Origin of the sequence: Marinobacter sp. (genome assembly GCF_046484525.1) — a bacterium.
Lineage (GTDB): Bacteria > Pseudomonadota > Gammaproteobacteria > Pseudomonadales > Oleiphilaceae > Marinobacter.
On record NZ_JAWOIS010000013.1, the window covers coordinates 95,258 to 119,948 of the forward strand.

General features: G+C 57.1%; 19 protein-coding genes. 11 read left to right on the top strand and 8 right to left on the bottom strand.

What is annotated here, in order from left to right; translation table 11 throughout:
• Positions 1-76 precede the first annotated feature (76 nt).
• Complete coding sequence (locus tag R6W86_RS03070; RefSeq protein WP_410327919.1) at positions 77-835, bottom strand: DeoR/GlpR family transcriptional regulator; 759 nt, start codon at positions 833-835, stop codon at positions 77-79.
• A 203-nt stretch (positions 836-1,038) separates the two neighbouring features.
• Between R6W86_RS03070 and glpK the strand changes: the two genes are divergently transcribed.
• The gene (gene glpK / locus R6W86_RS03075) at positions 1,039-2,511 is read left to right on the top strand and encodes a glycerol kinase GlpK (protein ID WP_410327920.1); all 1,473 of its coding nucleotides are present in this window, start codon (positions 1,039-1,041) and stop codon (positions 2,509-2,511) included.
• 26 nt (positions 2,512-2,537) lie between these two features.
• On the opposite strand, the gene R6W86_RS03080 is transcribed toward glpK, so the two are convergent.
• Positions 2,538-4,418, bottom strand: coding sequence for a sigma-54-dependent Fis family transcriptional regulator (locus tag R6W86_RS03080; RefSeq protein WP_410327921.1), 1,881 nt, complete (start codon positions 4,416-4,418; stop codon positions 2,538-2,540).
• 333 nt (positions 4,419-4,751) lie between these two features.
• Between R6W86_RS03080 and R6W86_RS03085 the strand changes: the two genes are divergently transcribed.
• The 6 genes from R6W86_RS03085 to R6W86_RS03110 all read left to right on the top strand — a co-directional run bounded on the left by R6W86_RS03085 (position 4,752) and on the right by R6W86_RS03110 (position 10,881).
• On the top strand, positions 4,752-5,846 hold the full coding sequence (locus R6W86_RS03085; RefSeq protein WP_410327922.1) for an ABC transporter ATP-binding protein: 1,095 nt from the start codon (positions 4,752-4,754) through the stop codon (positions 5,844-5,846).
• Positions 5,846-6,946, top strand: coding sequence for an ABC transporter ATP-binding protein (locus R6W86_RS03090; protein WP_410327923.1), 1,101 nt, complete (start codon positions 5,846-5,848; stop codon positions 6,944-6,946). The genes R6W86_RS03085 and R6W86_RS03090 overlap by 1 nt, the downstream gene beginning before the upstream one ends.
• Positions 6,946-7,812 carry a carbohydrate ABC transporter permease gene (locus R6W86_RS03095; RefSeq protein WP_410327924.1) on the top strand — a complete coding sequence of 289 codons (867 nt, stop codon included), beginning with the start codon at positions 6,946-6,948 and terminating at the stop codon, positions 7,810-7,812. Before R6W86_RS03090 ends, R6W86_RS03095 begins: the two co-directional genes overlap by 1 nt.
• Before the next feature lie 10 nt (positions 7,813-7,822).
• Complete coding sequence (locus tag R6W86_RS03100) at positions 7,823-8,629, top strand: carbohydrate ABC transporter permease (protein WP_410327925.1); 807 nt, start codon at positions 7,823-7,825, stop codon at positions 8,627-8,629.
• An 11-nt stretch (positions 8,630-8,640) separates the two neighbouring features.
• Positions 8,641-8,916: a DUF2160 domain-containing protein gene (locus tag R6W86_RS03105; protein ID WP_410327926.1), complete on the top strand. Its 276-nt coding sequence runs from the start codon at positions 8,641-8,643 to the stop codon at positions 8,914-8,916.
• Positions 8,917-9,138: 222 nt separating this feature from the next.
• Positions 9,139-10,881, top strand: coding sequence for an ABC transporter substrate-binding protein (locus tag R6W86_RS03110; protein WP_410327927.1), 1,743 nt, complete (start codon positions 9,139-9,141; stop codon positions 10,879-10,881).
• 353 nt (positions 10,882-11,234) lie between these two features.
• Here R6W86_RS03110 and R6W86_RS03115 read toward each other — a convergent pair whose 3' ends face one another.
• The 3 genes from R6W86_RS03115 to R6W86_RS03125 all read right to left on the bottom strand — a co-directional run bounded on the left by R6W86_RS03115 (position 11,235) and on the right by R6W86_RS03125 (position 15,371).
• Positions 11,235-12,485, bottom strand: coding sequence for an ABC transporter substrate-binding protein (locus tag R6W86_RS03115; RefSeq protein WP_410327928.1), 1,251 nt, complete (start codon positions 12,483-12,485; stop codon positions 11,235-11,237).
• A gap of 175 nt (positions 12,486-12,660) precedes the next feature.
• Positions 12,661-13,545, bottom strand: a complete 885-nt coding sequence (locus R6W86_RS03120) for an aldo/keto reductase (protein ID WP_410327929.1) — start codon at positions 13,543-13,545, stop codon at positions 12,661-12,663.
• 2 nt (positions 13,546-13,547) lie between these two features.
• Positions 13,548-15,371 carry an alpha-amylase gene (locus tag R6W86_RS03125; RefSeq protein WP_410327930.1) on the bottom strand — a complete coding sequence of 608 codons (1,824 nt, stop codon included), beginning with the start codon at positions 15,369-15,371 and terminating at the stop codon, positions 13,548-13,550.
• Positions 15,372-15,631: 260 nt separating this feature from the next.
• Between R6W86_RS03125 and malE the strand changes: the two genes are divergently transcribed.
• From malE to malG, 3 genes are all read left to right on the top strand, one after another.
• Positions 15,632-16,831: a maltose/maltodextrin ABC transporter substrate-binding protein MalE gene (gene malE / locus R6W86_RS03130; RefSeq protein WP_410327931.1), complete on the top strand. Its 1,200-nt coding sequence runs from the start codon at positions 15,632-15,634 to the stop codon at positions 16,829-16,831.
• 156 nt (positions 16,832-16,987) lie between these two features.
• Positions 16,988-18,481, top strand: coding sequence for a maltose ABC transporter permease MalF (gene malF / locus R6W86_RS03135; RefSeq protein ID WP_410327932.1), 1,494 nt, complete (start codon positions 16,988-16,990; stop codon positions 18,479-18,481).
• 10 nt (positions 18,482-18,491) lie between these two features.
• Positions 18,492-19,382 carry a maltose ABC transporter permease MalG gene (malG, locus tag R6W86_RS03140; protein ID WP_410327933.1) on the top strand — a complete coding sequence of 297 codons (891 nt, stop codon included), beginning with the start codon at positions 18,492-18,494 and terminating at the stop codon, positions 19,380-19,382.
• A 63-nt stretch (positions 19,383-19,445) separates the two neighbouring features.
• On the opposite strand, the gene R6W86_RS03145 is transcribed toward malG, so the two are convergent.
• Positions 19,446-20,483 (bottom strand): hypothetical protein, encoded by a 1,038-nt coding sequence (locus R6W86_RS03145; protein WP_410327934.1) that lies wholly within the window; start codon positions 20,481-20,483, stop codon positions 19,446-19,448.
• Between the two features lie 266 nt (positions 20,484-20,749).
• On the opposite strand from R6W86_RS03145, the gene R6W86_RS03150 reads away from it, so the two are divergent.
• Positions 20,750-21,874: an esterase/lipase family protein gene (locus tag R6W86_RS03150; RefSeq protein ID WP_410327935.1), complete on the top strand. Its 1,125-nt coding sequence runs from the start codon at positions 20,750-20,752 to the stop codon at positions 21,872-21,874.
• Positions 21,875-21,922: 48 nt separating this feature from the next.
• Here R6W86_RS03150 and malK read toward each other — a convergent pair whose 3' ends face one another.
• Together malK and R6W86_RS03160 are read right to left on the bottom strand one after the other, a co-directional pair.
• On the bottom strand, positions 21,923-23,038 hold the full coding sequence (gene malK / locus R6W86_RS03155) for a maltose/maltodextrin ABC transporter ATP-binding protein MalK (protein WP_410327936.1): 1,116 nt from the start codon (positions 23,036-23,038) through the stop codon (positions 21,923-21,925).
• A 31-nt stretch (positions 23,039-23,069) separates the two neighbouring features.
• Entirely contained in the window at positions 23,070-24,683 is a 1,614-nt protein-coding gene (locus R6W86_RS03160; protein ID WP_410327937.1) for an alpha-glucosidase, read from the bottom strand.
• Positions 24,684-24,691: the final 8 nt, after the last annotated feature.

Consider the following 24,691-nt stretch of genomic DNA (forward strand, 5'->3'; position numbering starts at 1 on the left):
GTAAAGGAAAAAAGAGAAAAAAAACGAAAACCTGACAGTGTGCGCGTTTTCGGATAGAAATGCCGGAGAAAGATGATCAGACGATATGGAGCTGTACGTTGTGTTCGGCCAGCAGCTGACGGATTTCCACGGGTGGTTGCTGGTCGGTGAACACATGGTCAGCCTGGGAAATGCTTCCGAGACGGACCATGGCATTGCGCCCGAACTTGGAGTGGTCGGCCGCAAGGAGCACTTGGTTGGAGTTGGCAATGATTGCCTGGGCGACGCGGACTTCACGGTAATCAAAGTCGAGCAGGGAGCCATCGTTGTGAATGCCGCTGATGCCAATAATTCCGAAGTCCATTTTGAACTGGTTGATGAAGTCCCGGGTAGCCTCACCGACAATCCCGCCATCCCGGTTTCGTACTTCACCACCGGCAATGATTACGTGGAAATCTTCTTTGGCGGAGAGAATGGACGCGACATGAAGGTTGTTGGTAACGATTTGAAGGTTGTTCTTCTCCAGGAGGGCCTTGGCAATGGTCTCGGTGGTGGTGCCGATATTGATGAACATGGAAGAGTTATCGGGAATCAACTCCACCAGCGCTTCAGCGATTCGCTCCTTGGCCTCAAGGTCCATGATTTTGCGGGCCTGATAGGCGGTATTGACCGTGCTGGAATCAATGCCTGCTCCGCCATGGTGTCTGCGGAGCTTTTTCTGTTTCGCAAGTTCATTCAGGTCCCGGCGGATGGTCTGGGGCGTAACCTTGAACTGTTCTACCAGCTGTTCGGTTGTAACGAAACCGTTTTGCTGGATCAGCTCCATAATCAGATCTTGTCGGCGACGCTGTGCCACTAAAACCTCCCCGCTCTGTCGTTTTTCTCAAGCGAAATACTGTGCGTCCGAAATCATTCCAAAGTTTAGTGGTTTTCAGCGGGTTATGCAGCTTTTTTAGAGGGTTTGCCTGGCGAAATGTGCGATTACCATGAAAAACACTTGGCATTTATTTTCAAAAAGGTAAAAATACGAAAAAATAAGAAATCAAGGTCGGAAATACTATGAGCCGGTACATACTTTCCATCGATCAGGGAACCACCAGTTCCCGCGCCATACTCTTTGACCTGCAGGGCAACATCCACGCCACCCGACAGCAAGAGTTTCCTCAGCATTTTCCGGCCAGTGGTTGGGTAGAGCACAATCCGGAGGACATCTGGTCATCGGTTCAGCAGACCTGCGACGCGGTAATGGCCGAGGCGTGTGGTGATCGTGGCGAGGTGGTTGCAGTGGGCATTGCCAACCAGCGTGAGACTGCGGTGGTCTGGGATCGCAAAACCGGAGAGCCTGTTTACAACGCAATTGTCTGGCAGGACCGGCGAACCGCTTCCTACTGCGAATCCCTGAAAAGTGAAGGGCTTGAATCCTGGGTTAACGGCAAAACCGGGCTGCTGATCGATCCCTATTTCTCAGCCACCAAGATCCGTTGGATATTGGAAAATGTGGCCGGCGTCCGCAAGCGCGCAGAGCGAGGTGAGCTGGCTTTCGGAACAGTAGACAGCTTTCTGCTGTGGCGATTGACCGGTGGCCGTGAGCATCGCACTGACGCCACCAATGCCAGCCGCACCCTGTTGTTCAACATTCATACCCAGACATGGGATCCGGAGCTTCTGGAGCTTTTCGGCATTCCCGAATCTCTGTTACCGGAGGTGATGGATTCTGCCGACCAGTTCGGACAGATCACCGAGGGTGGGGCACTTAACGGTACGTCGGTGCTTGGTGTTGCCGGCGATCAGCAGGCAGCCCTGTTTGGTCAGACCTGCTTTGGCATCGGTATGGCAAAGAGCACCTACGGCACCGGCTGCTTCCTGATGCTTAATACCGGCGAGAAGGCCTTGCAGTCGGAACACCGCTTGCTCACTACGGTAGCCTACCGGGTGAATGGCAAGCCCACTTATGCGCTCGAAGGCAGTATTTTTATCGCCGGGGCCACTATCCAATGGCTGCGGGATGGCCTACAGCTTATCCGGAATGCCTGTGAGACAGAACCGCTGGCGGAAGGGACTCCGGTCGACCACGGCGTGTACCTGGTGCCGGCATTTACCGGGCTTGGGGCGCCCTACTGGGATCCTAATGCAAGGGGTGCCATATTCGGCCTGACCCGGGATACTGGCATCAGGGAGATTGTCACGGCTGGCCTGCAATCCGTTTGCTATCAGACCAAAGATCTGCAGAAGGCCATGGAAAAAGACGGCATTCGCCCGGTCAACCTCCGGGTTGACGGTGGCATGGTGACGAACAACTGGGTTCTCCAGTTTCTGGCTGACATTCTCGGTGCCCGGGTGGATCGCCCGTCCCTTGTTGAAACCACTGCCCTGGGCGCCGCCTACCTGGCCGGTCTGGAAGCCGGTGTCTATAAATCTCTCGAGGAGCTTACGGAGTTATGGCGGTGTGACCGAAATTTTGAACCTGTGATGTCCAAGGAGCATCGGGACAAGCTCTACGGTGGCTGGATCCAGGCGGTGCAAAAGCTTTGATGCCCTCCGTTCTGCGGGAGCGGGGGTCAGTGAACCCCCAGTTCCCGCAGACGCTTGTACAGCGTGTTGCGGCTGATGGCGAGTTCCCTCGCTGCCTGTGAGACGTTGCCCGTGCACTTGCGGTATACCTGCAGTGTTCTGGCGAGTGTATTCCCCGGTTCCACCTCAACGTCTGCAACACCTGGCTCCGGAAGATCTGTATCGGAATCCCAACCGGAGGTGGCTTCGAATTCCACAAGAAAGTCTTCCGGCAAATGCCAGACCTGTACGTCTTCCCCATCGGCTATCGCGATAGCTACCCGCAACACGTTCACCAGCTGCCGGATGTTGCCTGGCCAGGGGTGGTTCTCCAGGGCCGACAGGACCTTGGGAGAAAGCTGCCTGGACTGCTCGGGATCCCGGTGCTGGGAATAGATGTTCTGTATCAGAGTCAACCTGTCGACCCGATTTCGCAGCGCAGGAAGTTCGACGCATAGTCCGTTGATCCGGTAGTAAAGATCCGCCCGGAAATGGCCACTTTCGATGCGAGATGTCAGCGGTCGGTTGGTCGCGGTAACCAGCAGAATGTCGACAGGGACGCTGTCGGTGGAACCCACGGGGGTGACAACCCGCTCCTGAAGCACCCGCAGCAGGCGGGATTGTGCCGAAAGGGGCATTTCGCCAATCTCATCGAGAAACAGAATGCCCTTGTGGGCTTTTCGTAAGAAACCCAGTGAACCCTGCGCCCTGGCGCCGGTAAAGGCACCCGGCTCGTAGCCGAATAATTCCGATTCAACCAGTTCCGGTGGAATGGCGGCGCAGTTCACCGCGACCAGTGGCTGATCCTTGCGGTGGGATGCCCGGTGAAGTGCCTTGATCAGAACTTCCTTACCGACCCCTGTCTCGCCGGTGACCAGTACCGGTACACCCCGCTGCAGTACCTTAAGACTCTGGGTGACGCACCGCTTGACTGCGGAATCACCGTACTCGAGATTCTTGATAGTCAGCAATTCACCGGATTGCCTCACATCCTCTGGTAATGAGGGCTGATCTGCCTCGCCGGCATTTTCCGGGGCTCTGGTGGGGCGTTTGATCCGGGCACTGAGACGCACCTTGCTGCGGGTGGTCAGTTGCAGGGTCTCCGTTTCGGGATGGCCCAGAATGTGATTGCGATGGCCGGTAAACAGTTCATCCAGTCGGGCCTCGACAGTATTCATTCCCAGCAACTGGTCCGCCCGCTGGTTGCTTGCAATGACCCGACCAGAATCATCACATACCAGGATGCCGGACCAGGGGCTATCGAAGTTGTCCGCCGTTGTATTCAGGGTGATCTGGAAATGATCCGGGCCAAACTGACGATTGATGAGGCGGTTTTCCACGGATTGGGAAAGCAGCCGAACCATGCCGAGGGTGTGGGCTTGGGGCAGGTAGGCGTCGCTGAATGCACTGAGAACACCGGCAATCCGCCTGTTGGCATCGAAGATCGGTGCTGCAGAGCCAATGATGCTTCGGTTTGTTTTCAGGAAATGTTCATTCCGATGAATCTGCACAGGCGCACCAATAACGATTGAGGTTCCGATGGCGTTGGTTCCGCAATTCTGCTCCTGCCAATTTGCACCCGCCTGAAACCAGGGCTTCAGGCGTGGCTCGGTGATGCGTTCATCGCCCCAGCTGTTCAGTACGGTTGCGTGTTGATCGGCGAGCAGAATGAGGCAACGGCTGTTGGAAAGCACGTTCCGGTAGTAGGGCAGCACTTCCGCCTCGGTCATCGAGAGAAGTTCGCTGTACTTGCGGTTTATTTCCTCCAGTCGGACGGATTCGGGTATCAACGGTGCCGGCTCATGATGATGGTCAAGGCCCCAGGCAATGCAACGGTTCCAGGAATCGGCAATAACGCTTCGGTAATCCGAATATTCGTTTTTTCTCATCAGGCGGCACTCAGGTGTTCGTTTGTTGTTTTGGTTGACGATTCGAGTAGCTAACCCTGTCAAATGTGTATGAGGTGTTGCTCAATCATCTGTGCAAATACTGTTCACGTCAATGTTCAATTTGAACAAAGTATTGCTAAACGAACATCCCAATTTTCGAATAGGAAATTATAAGGAGTTAAAAAAGTCCGTAAAAACAATGTAATAGGTAGAGTTGCCTAGGGGAAAGCGTAATCTGGTACAGGCTTTGCCTATAAACGCTCAAAATCGAAGTTCCGCGGTCTGTGCAATCCAGCCGGGAGTACGTTTCCACAAGAATAAAAAGGAAAGCCTATGCCCTTAACACTGGAGAATCTCTCCCGTGAGGTCGACGGTGTCGACTACATCCGGGATGCCAACCTCACCTTCGAGGCAGGTTCCTTTAACGTTCTGCTCGGCCGGACACTGGCCGGGAAAACCTCGCTGATGCGTCTGATGGCCGGGCTGGACAAGCCTGATAGTGGCCGTCTGATCTACAACGGTGAGGACGTCACAGGGCAGAGCGTGCAGAGCCGCAATATTTCGATGATCTACCAGCAGTTCATCAATTATCCCAATCTGACTGTCTACGAAAACATCGCCTCGCCACTGCGATTGGCGAAGATGACCGACTCTGAGATTGATCGCCGCGTGAAAGAAACCGCATCGATGCTTCGGATCGACCCGTTGCTGAAGCGCTACCCCCTGGAGCTGTCGGGTGGGCAGCAGCAGCGAACCGCCATGGCGCGGGCGCTGGTGAAAGACGCCACCCTGGTGTTATTCGATGAGCCTCTGGTCAACCTCGATTACAAGTTGCGTGAAGAACTCAGGGCGGAGCTGCGTGACCTGTTCCGCGAGCGTCAGTGCATCGCGGTCTACGCCACCACGGAAGCCAACGAAGCCCTGGCGCTCGGTGGCACAACCACATTGCTGCACAAGGGTCAGGTGGTTCAGACCGGCCCGGTAATGGATGTCTATCGGGCGCCTGTAAACACCCTGGCTGCACAGTTGTTCAGTGAGCCCCCTATGAACATGATTCGCGGTCGGGTTTCAGAGACCGAGGTGACCTTCGACGAATACTCCCATCACGGACTGACTCAGGAGCTGGCGAAGCTGCAACCGGGCGATTACTGGTTCGGGATCCGTCCCAGCCATATCGGTCTGGTACCCACCAGCGACGATGATCTGGAAATGTCCATGGAGGTGGAGCTCAGCGAGATTAGTGGCTCTGAAACCTTCATGCACGTTGAGAACAGTCACTTTGAAATGGTGATGCAGCTGATGGGCGTGCATCAGTACCACACAGGTTCACCGATCAAGGTGTACCTGCCGATCAACAAACTGTTCGTCTTCGACAATAACGAGCAACTGGTGCACACACCGTCCCAGGTTTTGCGAGGGTCTGTCTGATGGCTGAAATTCAATTGAAATCACTTGCCCACAGTTACAGCGTTATGCCCGAGGGGCCGGAAGATTACGCCATCCGTCAGCTTGACCACGTCTGGCACAGGGGTGGGGCATACGCTCTGCTGGGTCCGTCCGGTTGCGGAAAAAGCACTATGCTGAACATCATCTCCGGCCTGGTTCAGCCCTCCGAGGGGGATGTCCTGTTCGACGGCAAGCGTGTGAACGAGCTGTCGCCGCGGGACCGGAACATTGCCCAGGTATTCCAGTTCCCGGTTGTTTACGACTCCATGACGGTATTTGACAACCTGGCGTTTCCGCTCAAGAACAACAAGGTGCCGGCGTCGAAGATCAAGGCCCGGGTCCATGAGATCGCCGAAGTGCTGGAAATCGAGACCAAGCTCTATAAAAAGGCCAAGAACCTTACGGCCGATGAGAAGCAGAAGGTGTCCATGGGCCGGGGCCTGGTCCGGGAAGACGTGTCTGCGATCCTGTTCGACGAGCCCCTGACGGTGATTGACCCCCACCTGAAGTGGAAGTTGCGCCGCAAGCTCAAGCAGATCCACGAGCAGTTCGATATCACCATGGTCTACGTGACCCACGACCAGCTGGAGGCCTCCACCTTTGCCGACAAGATCGCGGTGATGTACAGCGGCCAGATCGTCCAGTTCGGCACCCCGACCGAGCTGTTCGAGCAGCCCAACCACACCTTCGTGGGGTTCTTCATTGGCAGTCCCGGGATGAATCTGATCAAGGTACAGCGCTGCCCCCGTGGAGTCTGCTTCGGAAGCACGGTGGTGGCACTCGAACGCTGGCAGGTGGATGTCCTGCAGCGAACCAGGTCCACCAACCTCAAGATCGGTATCCGGCCGGAATTTGTGGAAGTGGCCTCTGTTGGTTCCGACGACACTTTTGAGGCCGAGGTTGTGGATGTGGAGGATCTCGGTACCTACAAGATCGTTACCGTCCAGCTGGACGGCGAGAAGATGAAAGTCCGGCAGAGCGAGGAGTTCGATGCCTCGATCGGCTCATGGGTTCACCTCTCGTTCCCACAGCAGTGGCTGAAGCTGTATGTGGATGAATTCCTGGTACAGGAGCAACAGTGATGCAAAAGGTACAAAACAACAAAGCCTGGTGGCTGGTGCTGCCGGTATTCCTGCTGGTTGCCTTCTCGGCACTGATTCCGCTGATGACCGTGGTGAATTACTCGGTCCAGGACATTTTCGGCCCGGGCCAGGCGTTTTTCGTGGGCACGGAATGGTTCAAGGAGGTGATGACCAACGAGGCCCTGCAGGATTCCCTGATTCGCCAGTTCATTTTCTCTGGCTCCGTCCTGTTGATCCAGATACCTCTCGGAATCGGGGTGGCGCTGATGATGCCAAAATCCGGCATCAAGGGCTCGCTTTGCCTGATTCTACTGGCCATTCCCCTGCTGATTCCCTGGAACGTGGTTGGAACCATCTGGCAGATCTTCGCCCGTGGTGACATCGGTCTGTTCGGCTGGGGCATCAATCAGTTGGGCGTTGATTACAACTACACCGGCGACACTCTCGACGCCTGGCTGACGGTTCTGTTGATGGACATTTGGCACTGGACGCCGCTGGTCGCCTTGCTTTGCTATTCCGGGCTGCGGGCGATTCCGGAGGCTTTCTACCAAGCGGCGGAAATAGACCGCGCCTCGAAATGGGCGGTGTTCTGGTATATCCAGCTGCCGAGGCTCAAAAGTGTTTTGATCATCGCGGTGCTGCTGCGGTTTATGGACAGCTTCATGATCTACATAGAGCCTTTCGTGCTCACCGGTGGTGGCCCTGGCAGCTCCACGACCTTCCTGAGCCAAACCCTGACAACCATGGCAATCGGGCAGTTTGATCTGGGGCGCGCGGCCGCGTTCTCACTGATCTACTTCCTGATTGTATTGCTGATTTCGTGGCTCTTCTTCACCGCCATTACGCACGCCGACAAAGAAAAATAAGGAGAGTGTGATGAGACAGACACGTTCGAAAAACGTCGGGATTACACTGTTCATTCTGTTGCTCCTGACACCGATCTACTGGTTGCTGAACATGTCGTTCAAGACCAATCAGGAAATTCTCGGTGGGCTCACCCTGTGGCCCCAGAACTTCACCCTTGATAACTATGCCGTGATCTTTACCGATCCCAGCTGGTACGACGGCTACATCAACTCGATGATCTACGTATCCATGAACGTGGTCATCACGTTGCTCGTGGCGTTGCCCGCGGCCTATGCGTTCAGCCGCTACAAGTTCCTGGGTGACAAACATCTTTTCTTCTGGCTATTGAGCAATCGGATGGCGCCGCCGGCGGTCTTCCTGCTGCCTTTCTTCCAGCTGTATTCGTCCATCGGACTGTTCGACACCCACATTGCGGTGGCGCTGGCTCACTGCCTTTTCAACGTGCCCCTGGCGGTCTGGATTCTTGAAGGGTTCATGTCCGGCGTGCCCCGGGAGTATGACGAGATGGCCTATCTTGATGGCTACAGCTTTCCGAAATTTTTCGTGAAGGTGTTCCTGCCGATGATTCGCTCCGGAATCGGGGTAACGGCGTTCTTTGCCTTCATGTTCTCCTGGGTGGAGCTGTTGCTGGCCCGGACGCTGACCTCCGTGGATGCCCAGCCAATCGGGGCGATCATGACCCGAACGATAGGGGCAAGCGGTATCGACTGGGGTGTTCTGGCTGCCGCCGGTTCGCTCACCATCATTCCCGGCCTGCTGGTGATCTGGTTCGTTCGTAACCACATTGCCAAAGGCTTCGCCCTCGGACGCGTGTAAGGAGAGGTTTGATGATTGCCTGGATGAACTGGACGCCGACCGTAGCCATCTTCTTTGCAGTGATTGCGGGAATTCTGGCGGTTATGACGGTTTTTGAAATTGTCTCCCCTTGCACGGAGAGAAAAGGGTTCCTGCCAATTGCCACCACCCGAGGTGACCGGCTGTTTATCGGATTGCTCTCCGCTGCGTATATCCATCTGGCCTTCCTGGCTGTCAGCGACATCACCCTCTGGGTGGCGCTGGCGGTTTCGGTGGTCTGGCTGCTGGTGCTGCTGCGGTGGGGTTGACAGGAGATTGAATGTTCGAAAATTCATATTTTCGAACATTCCGGAGCTGAAAAATTTCTGGTAGGTCTTGTATAGATTTCGAAAGCGAACTAATTTTAATTAAATGATCGGAATCGATCACTGGATGGATTCCGAAAAAAGAATAGCGACCAAAGCGCTATAAGTGCGGAAGCGAAGCCTGGAGGTTTCGTTCCATTCATGAGAAAACGAACGAGGTTGGATATGTTCAACAACAATAAATATCCTGAAACCCTTTTGCTAAGCGCGGTCATTGGCCTCGCCAGCATGGGTGTGAGCCTGCATGTCAGTGCCGACCAATACAGTGAGGCAGCTGAGAAGTGGGTGAATGAAGGGTTCAAGAATTCGACTCTCAGCAAGGAAGAGCAGCTCAAGGAGATGGAGTGGTTCATCACAGCGGCTGAAGAGTTCCGCGGAATGGATATCAATGTGGTTTCCGAGACCATCGCCACTCACGAGTATGAATCGAACGTGCTCGCCAAGGCCTTCTCGGAAATCACCGGCATCAATCTGACCCACACCCTGATCCAGGAAGGCGATGTTATCGAAAAGCTTCAGACCCAGATGCAGTCGGGTCGAAACATCTACGACGCCTACGTGAATGACTCCGACCTGATTGGTACCCACTTCCGCTACGGCAAGGTGGTGGCGGTCGAGGACATCATGAACGGCCCCGGTAAGGAATATACCCTGCCAACCCTGGATCTCGACGACTTTATCGGCCTGGATTTCACCACAGGGCCCGATGGCAAGCTCTACCAGCTGCCTTCACAGCAGTTTGCCAACCTGTACTGGTTCCGCGCAGACTGGTTTGAGCGGGAAGACCTGCAGAAGCAGTTCAAGGAGATCTACGGCTACGATCTGGGTGTGCCGGTTAACTGGTCTGCCTACGAAGACATTGCCGAGTTCTTCTCGGTTCACGTCAAGGAAATTGACGGTGAACGCGTCTACGGTCACATGGACTACGGCAAGAAAGATCCGTCTCTGGGCTGGCGTTTCACTGATGCCTGGTTCTCCATGGCCGGTGCCGGTGACAAGGGCCTGCCGAACGGTCTGCCGGTTGACGAGTGGGGTATCCGGGTTGAGGAATGTAATCCGGTTGGCGCCAGTGTCAGCCGTGGCGGTGCAACCAATGGTCCTGCCGCTGTGTATGCCACTACAAAATACGTGGATTGGCTGCGTGAGTATGCTCCTCCCGAGGCTCAGGGCATGACCTTCTCTGAGGCCGGCCCGGTTCCTGCTCAAGGTAACGTGGCCCAGCAGATATTCTGGTATACCGCCTTTACCGCAAGCATGATCAAGGATGGCCTGCCGGTTGTGAACGAAGATGGCACGCCCAAGTGGCGCATGGCGCCATCCCCTCGTGGCCCCTACTGGGAAGAGGGGATGAAGCTGGGATATCAGGACGTGGGTTCCTGGACCTTCCTGGACTCTACGCCTGAGAAGCGTCGCCTTGCAGCATGGTTGTATGCTCAGTTCACCGTATCCAAGACGGTGTCCCTGGAGAAAACCATTGCCGGCCTGACTCCGATCCGCGAGTCCGATATCGAATCGGATGTGATGACAGAAATGGCACCGAAACTCGGTGGCCTGGTGGAGTTTTATCGGAGCCCTGCGCGGGTTCAGTGGTCACCTACCGGTACCAATGTGCCTGATTATCCGAAGCTGGCTCAGCTTTGGTGGCAGTATATCGCTCAGGCGGCCAGTGGTGAGGCCACTCCCCAGGAAGCACTGAATGGCCTTGCTGAAGCTCAAGACCGTGTGATGGAGCGTCTGGAGCGTGCCAATGTGCAGCCGAACTGTGGTCCTAAGCTGAACGAACCAAGAGATCCTCAGTACTGGCTGTCTCAACCTGGTGCACCGAAGCCGAAACTGGACAACGAAAAGCCCCAGGGTAAAACCGTTGCCTACGAGGAGTTGTTGAAGACCTGGGAGGAGGCTCGCTGATCAAGAGCCGCTATCGAGGAGCGAGACCTGCCGTGCCACGGACCCTCGGGACGCGGCAGGTCGAGCACCTCGCTGAAAACCCTGCTAAGGAAGAGGGGGCTTGCCACCGAGGAAGGCCGTGAGGATGGTTTTGCGCCGAACCTGCGCACCAGTGAAGAGGTCCTCGATTTTTTTCTGCCACAGCTGAGAAGGCCGGATACCGGCCGGGATTTGACGTTGTTTTGGCCATGGGCTGCGCAGCTTTCAGTTCTAACACCTGACCCATAAGTTCGGTGCACACGCGCTCTATCGTGGGGTAGGCGCTATCCGTTGCGCCACCGATTACCTGTTCTGACATCAGAATGCGCCGATGCTCAAAGGGACAGCGGTTTGCCTGCCTCCCGTCGCCGCTCTTCCCATTCCTCGCGCGTCTGGGCCGCTTCATCGCCGGGCATGGAATCGATGATGTCGAAGTAATCCGAGCTGTACTCATCCGCCACGATAGTGTTCCGGTCCTTGACCTTCACCACGTGCACGGTCTGGACATTCTGGTGGTCAAATTCGCGCCAGTACTGCTCGTCCTTCAGCAGGCTGTAGCGGTGACCCTCCAGGGCGCGGATGATTGATTTGCTGTCGGTGGTGCCTGCGCGCTCCACGGCATCCTTATACTGGTAGATGATGCTGTAGGCCGAGGCGGCAGAAGTGGACGGTCGCATTTCATAACGCTGGGAGAATGCCTCCACGAATTCCTTGCCACGGGCAAAATTTTTCTCGTACGGCAGGTTCCAGACCCAGGGTGAAGCGCCGACGATACCGGACATGATGGTTGGGCCGACCTGCCGTGCCATGCCCAAGGTCAGGTTCGGCACCACGACCTGCATTTTGTCGAGAACGCCCATCTCGTAGGCCACGTTCAGGGCCCGGACCATGTCATCACCGAACAGCACCAGCATCAGGACCTTGGCATCGCTGGCCATCGCCTGTTCCAGGGCGCCGCGAAAATCGGAAATCAGCGCCCGTGGGAAGGGGGTCTTCACGGCCTGGTGGGTATTGGTATCTTCGGTGCCAGAGAATTTGCGCACGGATTCCTCGACAGACCAGCCCCAGGTGTAGTCGGCGGTGATGTAGAAATACTCCTCATTGGCATGATTGCGACTGAGGTACTGGCTCAGGACCTTGGCGGTCATCCAGGCGTTGTAGGGCTCACGAAACATGTACTTGTGGCCTTCGGCGCCGGTGGTGGCATTGGAGTAGGTGAGGGTGCCGAAGTAGATGGTATCCCGGTCGCGAGCGGCCTGGCCCGAGGCAATGGCCACAGCGCTGGATACGCCGCCGAATACCATCTTCGCGCCCTCCCGGTCAATCAGTTCGGCGGTGTTTTCCGCCCCCTGCTTGGGCTCACCCCGGGTGTTGCGGATGACCAGTTCCAGCGGTTGCCCCATCACGCCGCCGGCCTTGTTGATTTCGTCCACGGCCAGAAAGGCGCCAAGCCGCTGTTGCAGGCCTTGATCCTTGTAGCGTCCGGTCTGCGGGTAATTCAACCCGATCTTGAGGGTTTCAGCATGGACAGTGGAGCCTGCCAGAAGGAGCAGGCACGCAGAAAACAGGACCTTTCTCAAAGTCATGGAAGTTGGCCTCCAGAAGCAATATCACCGATACGGTGGAAGATTTCTGATTGTTGTTGTTACGCGCACGTAAGTGTCAGCGCAGAAGGTAAGGCCAACAATGGGACTAAGGTGGAAGTTCCTGTAAAAATTTGCAGAAAGTTGATGTATGTCAAATCTAGTCCTGTGGCCCGGGTCAGGGCACCCGCCGACCCCGGACCGCCTCAAGCAGGGCGAACCACAGGGGGCGCGGCAGTTCCGAACGACAGCCCTCAAGCGCCGCTCTGATCCGTTCTTCGTTCATGCTTCCGAGAACCGGGATCGGTTTTCCCGGAATCTGGTGGATCCAGGCCATGGCCAGTGCGGTTTCAGACAGCCCGGTCTGAGCCCGGGCGGTTGCCAGCAGATTCCCGGGCAGGTGGCCTGCCAGCTTGCCACCTCCCAGGGGGGACCAGGCCAGCCAGCGTAACCGGTCGCTGAGTTGAGCTTCATGGGTACCGTCAAACAGCGGCTCGGCATGGGCCAGTGAGAGCTCGGTCTGGTTGCAGGCCAGGGGCAAATCGGTGTTTTTCTGCAGCCATCTCCACTGCTCCGGGCGGAAATTGGAGACGCCGATGTGGCGTATCTTGCCGGCACTGACAGCGTCTTCCAGTGCTCTCGCCACCGGCTCGGCCTCCATTAGCGGGTCCGGGCGATGGATCAGGAAAGTATCCACCTGTTCAACCCGCAGCCTCCCTAAAGCCCGGTTGATGGCCCCGGATACATGCTCTGCTTCGGCCCGGTAGTGCTTGGTCTGCCATTGACTGGTGTCCTGATGAGCCAGAACGATGTCGGTCTTGGTTATGATGCGGATCTTGTCACGGAGGCCGGGATAGGCTGCCAGAGCCTTGCCGAACAGCCGTTCGCACTCGCCATCCCCATAGATGTCGGCGTGGTCAAACACATCAAGCCCACGCTCCAGCTGACTTTCGATCCAGGCCGCCAGTGTTTTGGGTGTGTGCAGTTCAGGGTGATCCAGCAGTCGCATCATCCCGAGTATCAGTGGTGTCTTGGCCAGGTATCCGGTTGCCTGTGATGTCATGGTTACTTCCTCCCGAAGGCGATGACCACCCGGTCTTCACCGTGGTGTCTTGAGAATACATAGGGTTGCTGGCTGATCAGGTTATGGGTGCCAGCACCAATCGCAGGATGGCGGGCGCGGAACTGACCGAGCTTGCGCCAATGATCAAGCATGCCAGAGACCGCGCCGGATTCAATAGCTGACCAGTTCATGTCGGACCGGGTGCCCTGGTGAGGATCGGATCCGGTCGGGCCAAACCGACGGGCAGATTCATCACCGTAGAAGATCTGAACCGCACCAGGGGTGAGTAGGAGCGCGCCGGCCGCCTGTTTCTGCAGTGTCAGGTCGTTACCGGCAATCCGGCTGAACAGGTTGGTGTCGTGGGAGGAAATGTAGCTCAGTACATTAAATGGATCGGTACCGTTCAGTGTCCCGGCATAATCTGCAAAGACCGGTTCCATCGCGCTCAGGCATCGGGCCCCGGTAGCGGCTTTCTCCTGCAGATCGAAATTGATGACTGCGTCGAAGCCTGCATCAAAGTAGACAGATTTCTCGACAGAATGCGGGAAGACTTCCGCCACCATCCAGAACTCCTCTGCCGGCAGTGGGGCCTTTGGGTGTCGGGCACGGAATTCTTCCAGCGCTTCCTGGGCCCGGAGTTTGAGTTCTGCCCAAGCCTCGGGTTCCACGTGCTTGGCGGTATCCACACGGAAGCCGTCCACTCCGAATTCCCGGACCCAGTCGGTCAGCCAGGTGATCAGATATTCACGGACTGTGGCATTCTGCAACGATGTGGTTCGACTGCTCTCCTTGTTTTGCAGGAACACGGGCAGTTCCACCGAGTCAGTGGCTTCGGTCTTGAAGTCGGGCAGGAAGGCCAGTGAGCCACGCAGTTCATCAATGGACGCGTTGGGTGGCGTATCGTAGTCGGCGATGCCGGCGCGCACCCAGTCCTTGCCCCACCAGCGGCGCCAGTCTGGATGGTCGTAGTCGATAAAGGCGTGATACGCGTGCAGGTTTTCCCAGGATTCGGGCTGCCAGTGGCTCCATTGGTCCGGGAGGTGTTTCTCGAAACCCTCGAACAGGGAGCCGAAGTCGAATTCCTGCATGTCCTGGAGCGTGCTGTAACCGGGGTGGTTCATGACCACGTCCATGACGACCCGGATGCCGCGGTTGTGCGCTTCCTGTACGAGCGTTCGGAACTCTTCACGGGTGCCGAAGTTGGCGTCGGGCACGGTGAAATCCAGGGCATAGTAGCCGTGGTAGCCATAATGCCGGAAGTCGCCCTGGTCGCCGCCGCCAACCCAGCCGTGAATCTGCTCGAAGGGTGGAGTAATCCAGAGTGCATTGACGCCAAGGCGCTGGAGGTAGTCCAGGCGTTGGGTGAGGCCGATGAAATCGCCGCCATGGAAGGTGCCGATCTCGTCCTTGTCATCGGATTTGCGGCCGTAATTGAGATCGTTGGTGGTGGTACCGTTGGCAAAGCGGTCAGTTACCGCGAAATACACGGTTGCACCCGCCCAGGTAAACCGACCGGTGTTTTCTCCGGCGGCCTCAAGCAGGATCAGGCCCTCGGAGTCGGGGCCCGGTGCCATGATGACCTGACCATTGTGGACGGTAGCGGTTCGCCCGGTGTAGTAATCCCGTACGATTTCGCCATCGGCGAAGGAGCCCCGTACCGGGATCATGATTTCTGAATAGTCGGCTTCACAGAAACCGTCAGGACGATCCACCGAGGGCGGGCCGGCGGCAGTGGTGTTCGGTATTCCGGTGGACGCACAGCCCGCGGTGAGCAAGGTAGAGGTAATGAAGGCGGGCAGGGCGGTTGTTCTGAATCCGCGGGACATGGCAAGCACTCCGGTCAGTTTCTGATTCTTGTGCCTGCCATCAAACCAAACTCCCGCCGGCGCCGGTAGAAGGAATTTTCTACGCCCTACTACTCCCCCATACTACGCCTCTGGTATTGAAATAAGGGGTGATGCTTATAACGCCGTTTTGCAACACAGTTTGACTACTCGCAAAAAACCTTTGCGTTGAGTCCGGCCGGACAACCTCCTGGCGGGCCGGAAAACAAGAATAAGGCAAGAACTGACAGAGGAATGACCTGATGCATCGTCGAACGTTTATTCGCAGTACCCTCGCCGCTTCCATTCTGGCAGCCACTTTCGGAATGGCCGCACCTGCCCATGCCGAGATCGAGGAAGGCAAATTGGTGGTCTGGATCAACGGTGATAAAGGCTATGACGGCCTCCAGGAAGTCGGGGACTGGTTCACCGAGGAGACCGGTATTCCCGTTGAGGTGGCTCACCCGGACAGCGCCACCGACAAGTTCCAGCAGTCTGCCGCCACCGGTAATGGTCCGGACATCTTCATCTGGGCTCATGACCGCTTCGGCGAGTGGGCCCAGAGCGGCATTATCTCCGAGGTGAAACCCTCCCAAAAGGTTATCGACGCCAACTATGCGTTCACCTGGGACGCAGTCAGCGTGGACGGCAAAAAGTACGGCTACCCCATGGCGGTCGAGTCCATTGGCCTGATCTACAACAAGGACCTGCTGCCGGAACCGCCGCAATCCTTCGAGGGGATTCCCGCGGTCCACAAGAAGCTGGCGGAAGACGGCAAGCGCGCCATCCTCTGGGACTACAACAACACCTACTTCACCTGGCCGATGCTGGCGGCCGCCGGTGGCTACATCTTCGGTGAAAATTCTGGTGGAAGCGTCAATGTGAAAGACACTGGCGTGAACAATGACGGTGCCATGAAAGGCGCCAGGACGCTGGCGATGCTGATCGAAGAGGGCGTGATGCCCCGTGGTGCCGATTACAGTGCCATGGAGTCCAGCTTCAACCAGGGCGAGACTGCGATGATGATCAATGGTCCCTGGGCCTGGGCGAACGCAAAGAAGAGCGGCATCAACTTCGGCGTCACCACGCTGCCCACCATAGGCGGTCAGCCCAGCAAGCCCATGGTCGGTGTCATGGCTGCGACTCTGAACTCGGCCAGCCCCAACCAGGACCTGGCGGTGGAGTTCCTGGAGAACTACGCCCTGTCCGTGAAGGGCCTGAAGATGGTCAACAACGATGTGCCACTGGGTGCGGTCGCCAACAAGGAATTCATGGAGGAACTGTCTTCAGATCCGAAAATCAAGGCGACCTTCGAAAACGCCCAGCTGGGTGAGCCCATGCCGAACGTTGCGGCGATGGGTGCCTTCTGGTCTTCCATGGGTCCGGCACTTCAGAACATTACCTCGGGACGCCAGTCCGTCGAGGATGCCCTGAACGCAGCGGCTCAGCGCATCACCCGGTAAAAAAGAGATGCGCCAGGTAGCCGGGTGTGGACTACCCGGCTACCTGATACCAGTAGTGAATGAGAAACTGCCGCCTCGTGTGTGACGGTACCAATCGGGCTGACTACAATGATAACGGAAACCCTGTCCTCTCCCGGGATCGAAAGCAGACCTTCAATGATCCGAGTATTCCTGAAGTGGAGTGCATTGGCCGTTCTGGTGGCCGCGGCGCTCTACCTGATCCTGGCGTTGTATGTGCAGCGTGAGTTTGTCTTCGCCATGTTGTTCCTGGTGCTGACGGCCTCAGCTGTGGCAGTGTTTGTCAGCAGAAAGCTCTACTCGCACCGGTACATTTTTCCGGCAATTGCCGGGATGGGGCTGTTTGTGATTTTCCCGCTGATGTACACAGTGGGGATCGGCTTTACCAATTACAGCGCCACCAACCTGCTGAGCTTCGAGCAGGTGAAGGACAACCTGCTTTCCCGGTCCTACCAGTCCGAGGCGGTTCGCTATGACTTCAGCGCCTACCGCACGAATGAAGGTTATGTGTTGTACCTCGAGGGCGAACATCAGACCCTGGCGACGCAGCCGTTGGACCTTGCGGCCGATGGGAGCCGGGCCGCCTTGTTTCCCGTGGAATCAACCCCGGCCGGCGAGCCGTTGCAGATCCGGGAGGTGATCAAGCTGCGCCAGGAGCTGTCCGCACTGACACTGGTTACCGACGACAACCGGGAGCTGAGCCAGGCCAGCCTGCGCTCGTTTGCGGCCATCCATCCGCAGTTCACCCTGCACGAGAACGGCACCCTGACCAACAACCAGACCGGGGAGACCTATTTCCCGAATCACGAGATCGGTTTTTACGTAAACGGGGAAGGCGAAAAGCTGGTCCCCGGCTGGACCGTGAACATCGGTTGGGCCAACTACGTGAAAGTGGTGACGGATCCCAGCATCAGCGGGCCGTTCCTGCAGATTTTCATATGGACTCTGTCATTTGCGGTCGCAACCGTGATCTTTACCCTGGCTCTGGGGCTGTTGCTGGCTAACCTGCTGCAGTGGGAACAGATCCGCGGCAAGGGCTTCTACCGCACCATGCTGATCCTGCCTTACGCGGTGCCCGCCTTCATCTCGATCCTGGTGTTCAAGGGCCTGTTCAACCAGAATTTCGGCGAGATTAACCTGGTGCTGGAGGGACTGTTTGGCATACGTCCGGACTGGTTCAGCGACCCGGCGCTTGCCCGGACCATGATCCTGATCGTGAATACCTGGCTGGGCTATCCCTACATGATGCTGCTGTGCATGGGGCTGTTACAGGCTATCCCGAAGGACCTGTATGAGGCTTCTGCGATGGACGGGGCAGGGCCGGTCAACAACCTGTTCAACATTACCCTGCCACTGATCATCAAGCCGCTGATGCCCCTGCTGATCGCCAGCTTTGCATTCAACTTCAATAACTTTGTTCTGATCGCGCTTTTGACTGGCGGTGCCCCGGATATCATCGGCGCCAGCACACCGGCGGGTACGACCGATCTTCTGGTGAGCTACACCTACCGGATCGCGTTCCAGGATTCCGGGCAAAACTTCGGCCTGGCGGCGGCCATCGCTACCGTGATTTTCCTGGTGGTGGGTGCACTCTCGCTGATCAACCTGAAACTGTCGAAGGTCAAGGTATAAGGAGCTTCCCATGGCAATGGTTCAACCCCGCTCCACGAAATACCGTGTGCTGGCATCCCATATCGGTATGCTGGCGTTCATCGCGATCATCCTGTTCCCGCTGCTGATGGTGATCTCGATCTCCTTCCGCAGCGGAAACTTCGCCGCCGGCAGCCTGCTGCCGGAAAACCCTTCGCTGGAGCACTGGTATCTGGCGCTGGGTATTACCTACACCGACGCGGACGGTGTCACCACTCAGCCGCCGTTCCCGGTGCTGGTGTGGCTGTGGAATTCCATCAAGGTGGCGGTGGTGTCCTCGGTGCTGATCCTGGCGCTGTCCACCACCAGTGCCTACGCCTTCGCCCGGATGCGCTTTGCCGGAAAGGGTTTTGTGCTCAAGTCCATGCTCATTTTCCAGATGTTTCCGCCGGTATTGTCCCTGGTGGCGCTCTACGCCTTGTTTGACCAGATCGGTAATCACGTCAGTTGGCTGGGGCTCAATACCCACGGCGCGGTGATTGTTGCCTCGCTGGGTGGAATGGCCCTGCACATCTGGACGATCAAGGGTTATTTCGATTCCATCGATCGGTCCCTGGAGGAGGCGGCGATTGTGGATGGCGCCACCACATGGCAGGCCTTCCGTTACATCCTGCTGCCATTGTCGGTGCCCATCCTGGTGGTGGTGTTCATCCTGGCCTTCATTATGACCATCATGGAATATCCGATAGCTTCGGTGCTGCTGGTGGATACCGACAAGCTCACCCTGGCGGTGGGCGCCCAACAGTACCTCTACGAGCAGAACTATCTGTGGGGTGATTTCGCGGCGGCAGCGGTGCTTTCCGGCCTGCCGATCACCGTAATCTTCCTCTACTGCCAGAAATGGATTGTCGGCGGTCTGACCGCCGGTGGCGTCAAGGGATGACGCCGATTTTCGCTTTTGCGACCCGGCCAGAACAATCCCCCCCACTGGCCGGGGCTTTTTTCACTAATTCTGCCCGTAAACGCGGCTTTCCTGGTAACGGTAGTAACCAGCTGCTTCTTCATCCCGAATAGTCGCCGCCATTTCATCTCCGAAAATTTCCTGGCTCAGATCGTCCAGCGCCTCTTCCCTCTCAGGTCCCGGTTGGTATTTTTCAACGATGGCCTGTCGTTCGGTTTCATAAGTCTCGCCCTGGGCCCAACGGTCGTCCCGGTCCCGGTCAAGCTGATCCCAGCGATCGAGGGCCTGCTCTTCCATGCCGAGTTCCTGGCGGATCCCACGCAGCGTTTCATAACGTTGTTCCGGCGCCTGCTCGTGCAATGATTGCTGTACCGAGGAAAGGGAAAGAAAACGATCCGTCAGTTCCTGGCGCCGTCGCTCCATGACCTGAGCAGCCTCGTCGTCGTATGTGTCCTGAATTGCGCGGGTGTACTCCTTGGCTTTGGCGAGAGTGGGGCCAGGCTGTTGATCGAGGTCCTTGAGTGACTGGCTCAGGGAATAATTCCGCAGCTCTGATTGCCAGATCTCATCGGCGGCCTCACCAAACAGTTCCCGGCGTTTGGCCCAGATAAAGTCCCGGCGCTCGTCCGGCCCCATGGATCGCAGGGTGTACTGTTCCTGTTCCATAAAATCCTTGTAGGCGATCATTGCTTCGGCCCTGTTCAGAAGCTCCTCGCCACGATCCGGGAACCAACTCAGAAGCAGCGCCGAAAGGCTTTCTCGCCAGTGCTCCGGATCGACCTGGTGGAGATACCGCATCAATTCTTCCAGCAACCTTACCTGGCCACCCGGATGATCAAGCTGACCCTCGAACCGGGCCATCAAACGCTCCCGAAACGCCTCGAGGTCATCATTCCTGGCAGGTTCTTCCTGCGTCGGAGTAGCCAGGGACTGAGCCGTTTCCGGTTCCGACTTCCTGATATCCCGTGGCGAGGCTGCATCCGGGGTGGCGGCTATGGTCATCTCGCTTCCAGCCCACTGATAGGCCAGGACCGCGATCACTGCCGAGCCAATAATCAGCACCAGGATTGGCTTTACGTTCACACTGGTCACCATTTGTTGTTTTGAGTTGTTGTTATGAACCGGATTCAAACCTAACAGGCTCCCATTTTTCGCAGTGTGAGCCACTGCAAAAAAAATGAGAAGGTGTCACCTATTTGTTGCGGATGTGACGTTTCTCACAACGGGGCAAAAGGATATGGGCTAGAAATGGGCTGCCTGTTTTTTAGGCGGCCCGGTTGCCTGTGTCCGGGTGGATCAGGCAGCAGTACCGTGGTCAGGCTCACAAAAAAAAATAAGAGGCTAATACCATGAAAAACGAAAGTGCCCTGACAAGGGTGGGTGCAGTCATGCTCCTGGTTACCGGGATGATGATAGCCCCTGCGGTCCTGGCAAGGGATGCCAATCGCACCCAATACCCGGTGGTTTTTGCCCATGGCATGGCCGGGTTCGATGACATTCTCGGTTACGACTACTGGGGTGACGATTACGGTACCTTTGTACTCGACCCCTGTGACAAGTTCCTTGAAGTCAACTGCAACGGCGATATTAATGATAGCCAGCGCAGTTTTGTCTCCTCGGTGACTCCGTTCCAGAGCTCCGAGGTCCGCGGCTACCAGTTGGCGAACAACATCGAGAGCTACATGGCCACCTCCGGTGTCAGTCATGTGAATATCGTTTCTCATTCCCAGGGCGGTATCGATTCCCGCAAGGCTGCTCGCCTTCTGCGGGAGCGCAAGGGTTACCGTGTGGTCCGGACTCACGTCAGTATCTCATCGCCGCACCGGGGCTCGCCGGTGGCCAAGTACATTCTGGACCACTACGCCAATTCGGTTACGGAAACCCTCGCCAACTACTATGGCAACGTGGTCTATGGCAGTGGCAATGACGCCATCGCCGGCACCAAGCAACTGGTGTACAACGACTACGATCCCAACGACGGTGTAACCACCGGGATGAAGGTTTTTAATCAGAAATACCCCGTGAGCACTACTTATGTGGCCAACTCGGTGTCATTGATGACAGCCCAGAACGGCAGCAGCCTCAACCCGGCGCTGTGGCTGACGTCGGAGTTCATCTACGACATTGATGGTGACGGTTATTGCGTGGACGACTGCAACAATGACGGTGCGGCCGGCCAGGGCGACGGATACGCCGGTGATCGTGATGACGACGGTCTGGTGGGTATCAACAGCCAGCAACAGGGCTATCGTCTGGAGTATTACGAATGCTGGGGCTGTCTTGATTATGTCTGGACCCGGACCGAATTGGGATATGTCAGTGACCTGAACCGGCCAAATGCGACACAGATGACGTCGTCGAGCTACGTGATTAACCAGGATCACCTGGACGTGGTCGGTGTAGGCCCGGACACTTTTGACGAGATGGAGTTCTATGCGGCCATTACCGATTACATTGCAGATCGGGGTGACTGAGAGAAAGGGAAAAAAGGGGCCGGAACGTGACAACCGGCCCCAAACCAATCAGAAGTCGACGCAGGGCTCCTGATAGAGACGGGGGCAAGCGGCACCGTCCTGTCGGAACAGGTGGCACTTGTTGGCGGTGAGCCCGAGGGTCATCCGTGCACCCTCCTGGACTGGATTGCTGCCATCCGTGCGCATGGTCAGTACTCCGTCGACATTGTCCACGTCCAGATGCACCAGGGTCTGATAGCCCAGACGCTCAACCACATGCACCTCACCTTCCATGTACATGTCGGCCTCCAGGTCCTCGCTCAGGTGCTCCGGGCGGATGCCGAGTGTGACTGTTTCACCTTCGCTCAGCCCGTTGCCATTTACCGGCAGCTGCAGTTGGTGATCGCCGGGCAGGTTGACCATCACTGACTGGCTGGATGCGGAGACCACCGAGCAGTCAATGAAATTCATCTTCGGCGAGCCGATAAACCCGGCGACAAATCGCGTTGCCGGGTAATGATAAAGCTCAAGCGGCTTGCCCACCTGGGCAATGGCCCCGTCATCGAGGGCAACGATCTTGTCCGCCATGGTCATGGCCTCAACCTGATCGTGGGTCACGTAGATCATGGTTGCGCCCAGGCGCTTGTGCAGCCGGGAGATCTCGATCCGCATCTGGACCCGGAGTGACGCATCCAGGTTCGACAGGGGTTCATCGAACAGGAATACCTCCGGCTCACGCACAATGGTCCGGCCGATGGCCACCCGCTGGCGCTGGCCGCCGGACAGGTCCTTGGGTTTGCGCTCCAGCAGGTTGTCCAGCTGCAGCAGTCGGGCGGCATCATCAACCCGCCGGCTGATCTCGGTCTTGTGGGTCTTGGCGAGCTTGAGACCGAACGCCATGTTCTCGGCCACATCCATGTGGGGATAGAGGGCATAGGACTGGAATACCATGCCTACCTCCCGCTCCTTGGGCGGCCGGTCGTTGACCCGGTCGTTGCCGATGTACATGTCACCCGAGGTAATGTCCTCAAGCCCGGCAATCATGCGCAGCAGCGTGGACTTGCCACAGCCCGAGGGGCCGACGAATACCACGAACTCGCCATCCTGGATATCCAGGTTCACGTTACGGGTGACCTGGGTCTGGTCATAACTTTTGCAGATGTTGCGAAGGGTTACACTGGCCATAACGTCTGTCTTCTTGTTTGATGGTGACCACTCAGAACCCGGAGATTTCCACGCCCCAAGGCTCCAGTTTCAGATCATTACCCTGCCATTGGCCGCCGACGAAATCCGGCGTACCTGCCAGGGGACTGCCGGCAACGGGCATGGAGAGGGTCTGCGCCTTGTCGCTCAGGTTCAGGGCGATGGTCAGGTTCTCTCCCCGGTAACTCCGGGTAAACACCAGAGTGTCCTTCGGGCTGTTATGGAACTCGATGTCGCCCTTGAGCAGGATTGGCTGGGTTTTCCGCCACCCCAGGAATGCACGGTAGGCCGCCAGCAAGGAATTGTCCTCGGCATGCTGAACAGCGACCGCCGCGTTGTAGTGATCATCATAGACCGGCAGCCAGGGGCGCGTATCGGAAAAACCTCCGTGGGTTTCCTCATGGTGCCACACCATCGGTGTCCGGCAACCGTCCCGACCCTTGAACTCGGGCCAGAAGGTGATGCCGTAAGGATCGACCAGGTCCTCGAACTGCAGCTCCGCCTCCGTCAGCCCCAATTCCTCGCCCTGGTAGATACAGACGCTTCCGCGGAGGGTCAGCAGCATCGCCATGTAAACCTTGAGTTGCTGCTCGGAGGTGGCGTTCCAGCGGGTGGCCACCCTGGCGACATCATGATTGCCGATAGCCCAGCACGGCCAGCCGTCGGTCAGCTTGGCTTCGATGGTGCTGGTGGTCTTGCGGAAGAACCCAGCACCATGTTGCTCGGTCAGCAGATCAAACGAATAGGCCATGTGCAGCTTGTCGCCGTCCCGGGTGTAGTCGGCCATGGTCTGCAGGGAATCATCGTCACCGATCTCACCGACTGTGGTTGTTCCCGGGTACTGGTCGAGCAGGGCCCGCAGGCGCTTCAGGAACTCCAGGTTCTCCGGCCGGGTCTTGTCGAACGTGTGATGCTGGTAGGCGTAGGGGTTCTCCTTGCGCACACCGATAGAGCCTTCCTGTACCGCCTTGCTGGGCGGATTGTCCCGAAGCTCCGGATCATGGAAGCAGAAATTGATGGCGTCGAGACGGAATCCGTCCACGCCACGATCCAGCCAGAACTTCACGTCGGATAGCACCTGATCCTGTACTTCCGGGCTGTGAAAGTTGAGGTCCGGCTGACTGGCCAGGAAGTTATGCAGGTAGTACTGCTTGCGCCGGCTGTCCCAGGCCCATGCTGAGCCGCCGAATACAGACAGCCAGTTGTTGGGCGGAGTACCGTCGTCCTTCGGATCCGCCCAGACGTACCAGTCGGCCCTGGAGTTGTCCCGGGACTGCCGGCTCTCAACGAACCAGGGATGCTGATCGGAGGAATGGCTGAGTACCTGGTCGATCATGATCTTCAGGTCACGCTTATGCGCCTCGGCAATCAGCTGGTCAAAATCATCCAGGGTGCCGAAGATCGGGTCGACGTTGCGGTAGTCGGACACGTCATAACCGAAGTCTTTCATCGGAGAGGTGAAAAACGGAGAAAGCCAGATGGCGTCCACATTCAGGCTGGCGATGTAGTCCAGTTTGGCGGTTACCCCGGGCAAATCTCCGATACCGTCGCCATTGGAATCGTAAAAACTGCGTGGATATACTTGATAGATGACGGCGCCACGCCACCAGTCCGGGTTGTTGTTCATTTTGCCTC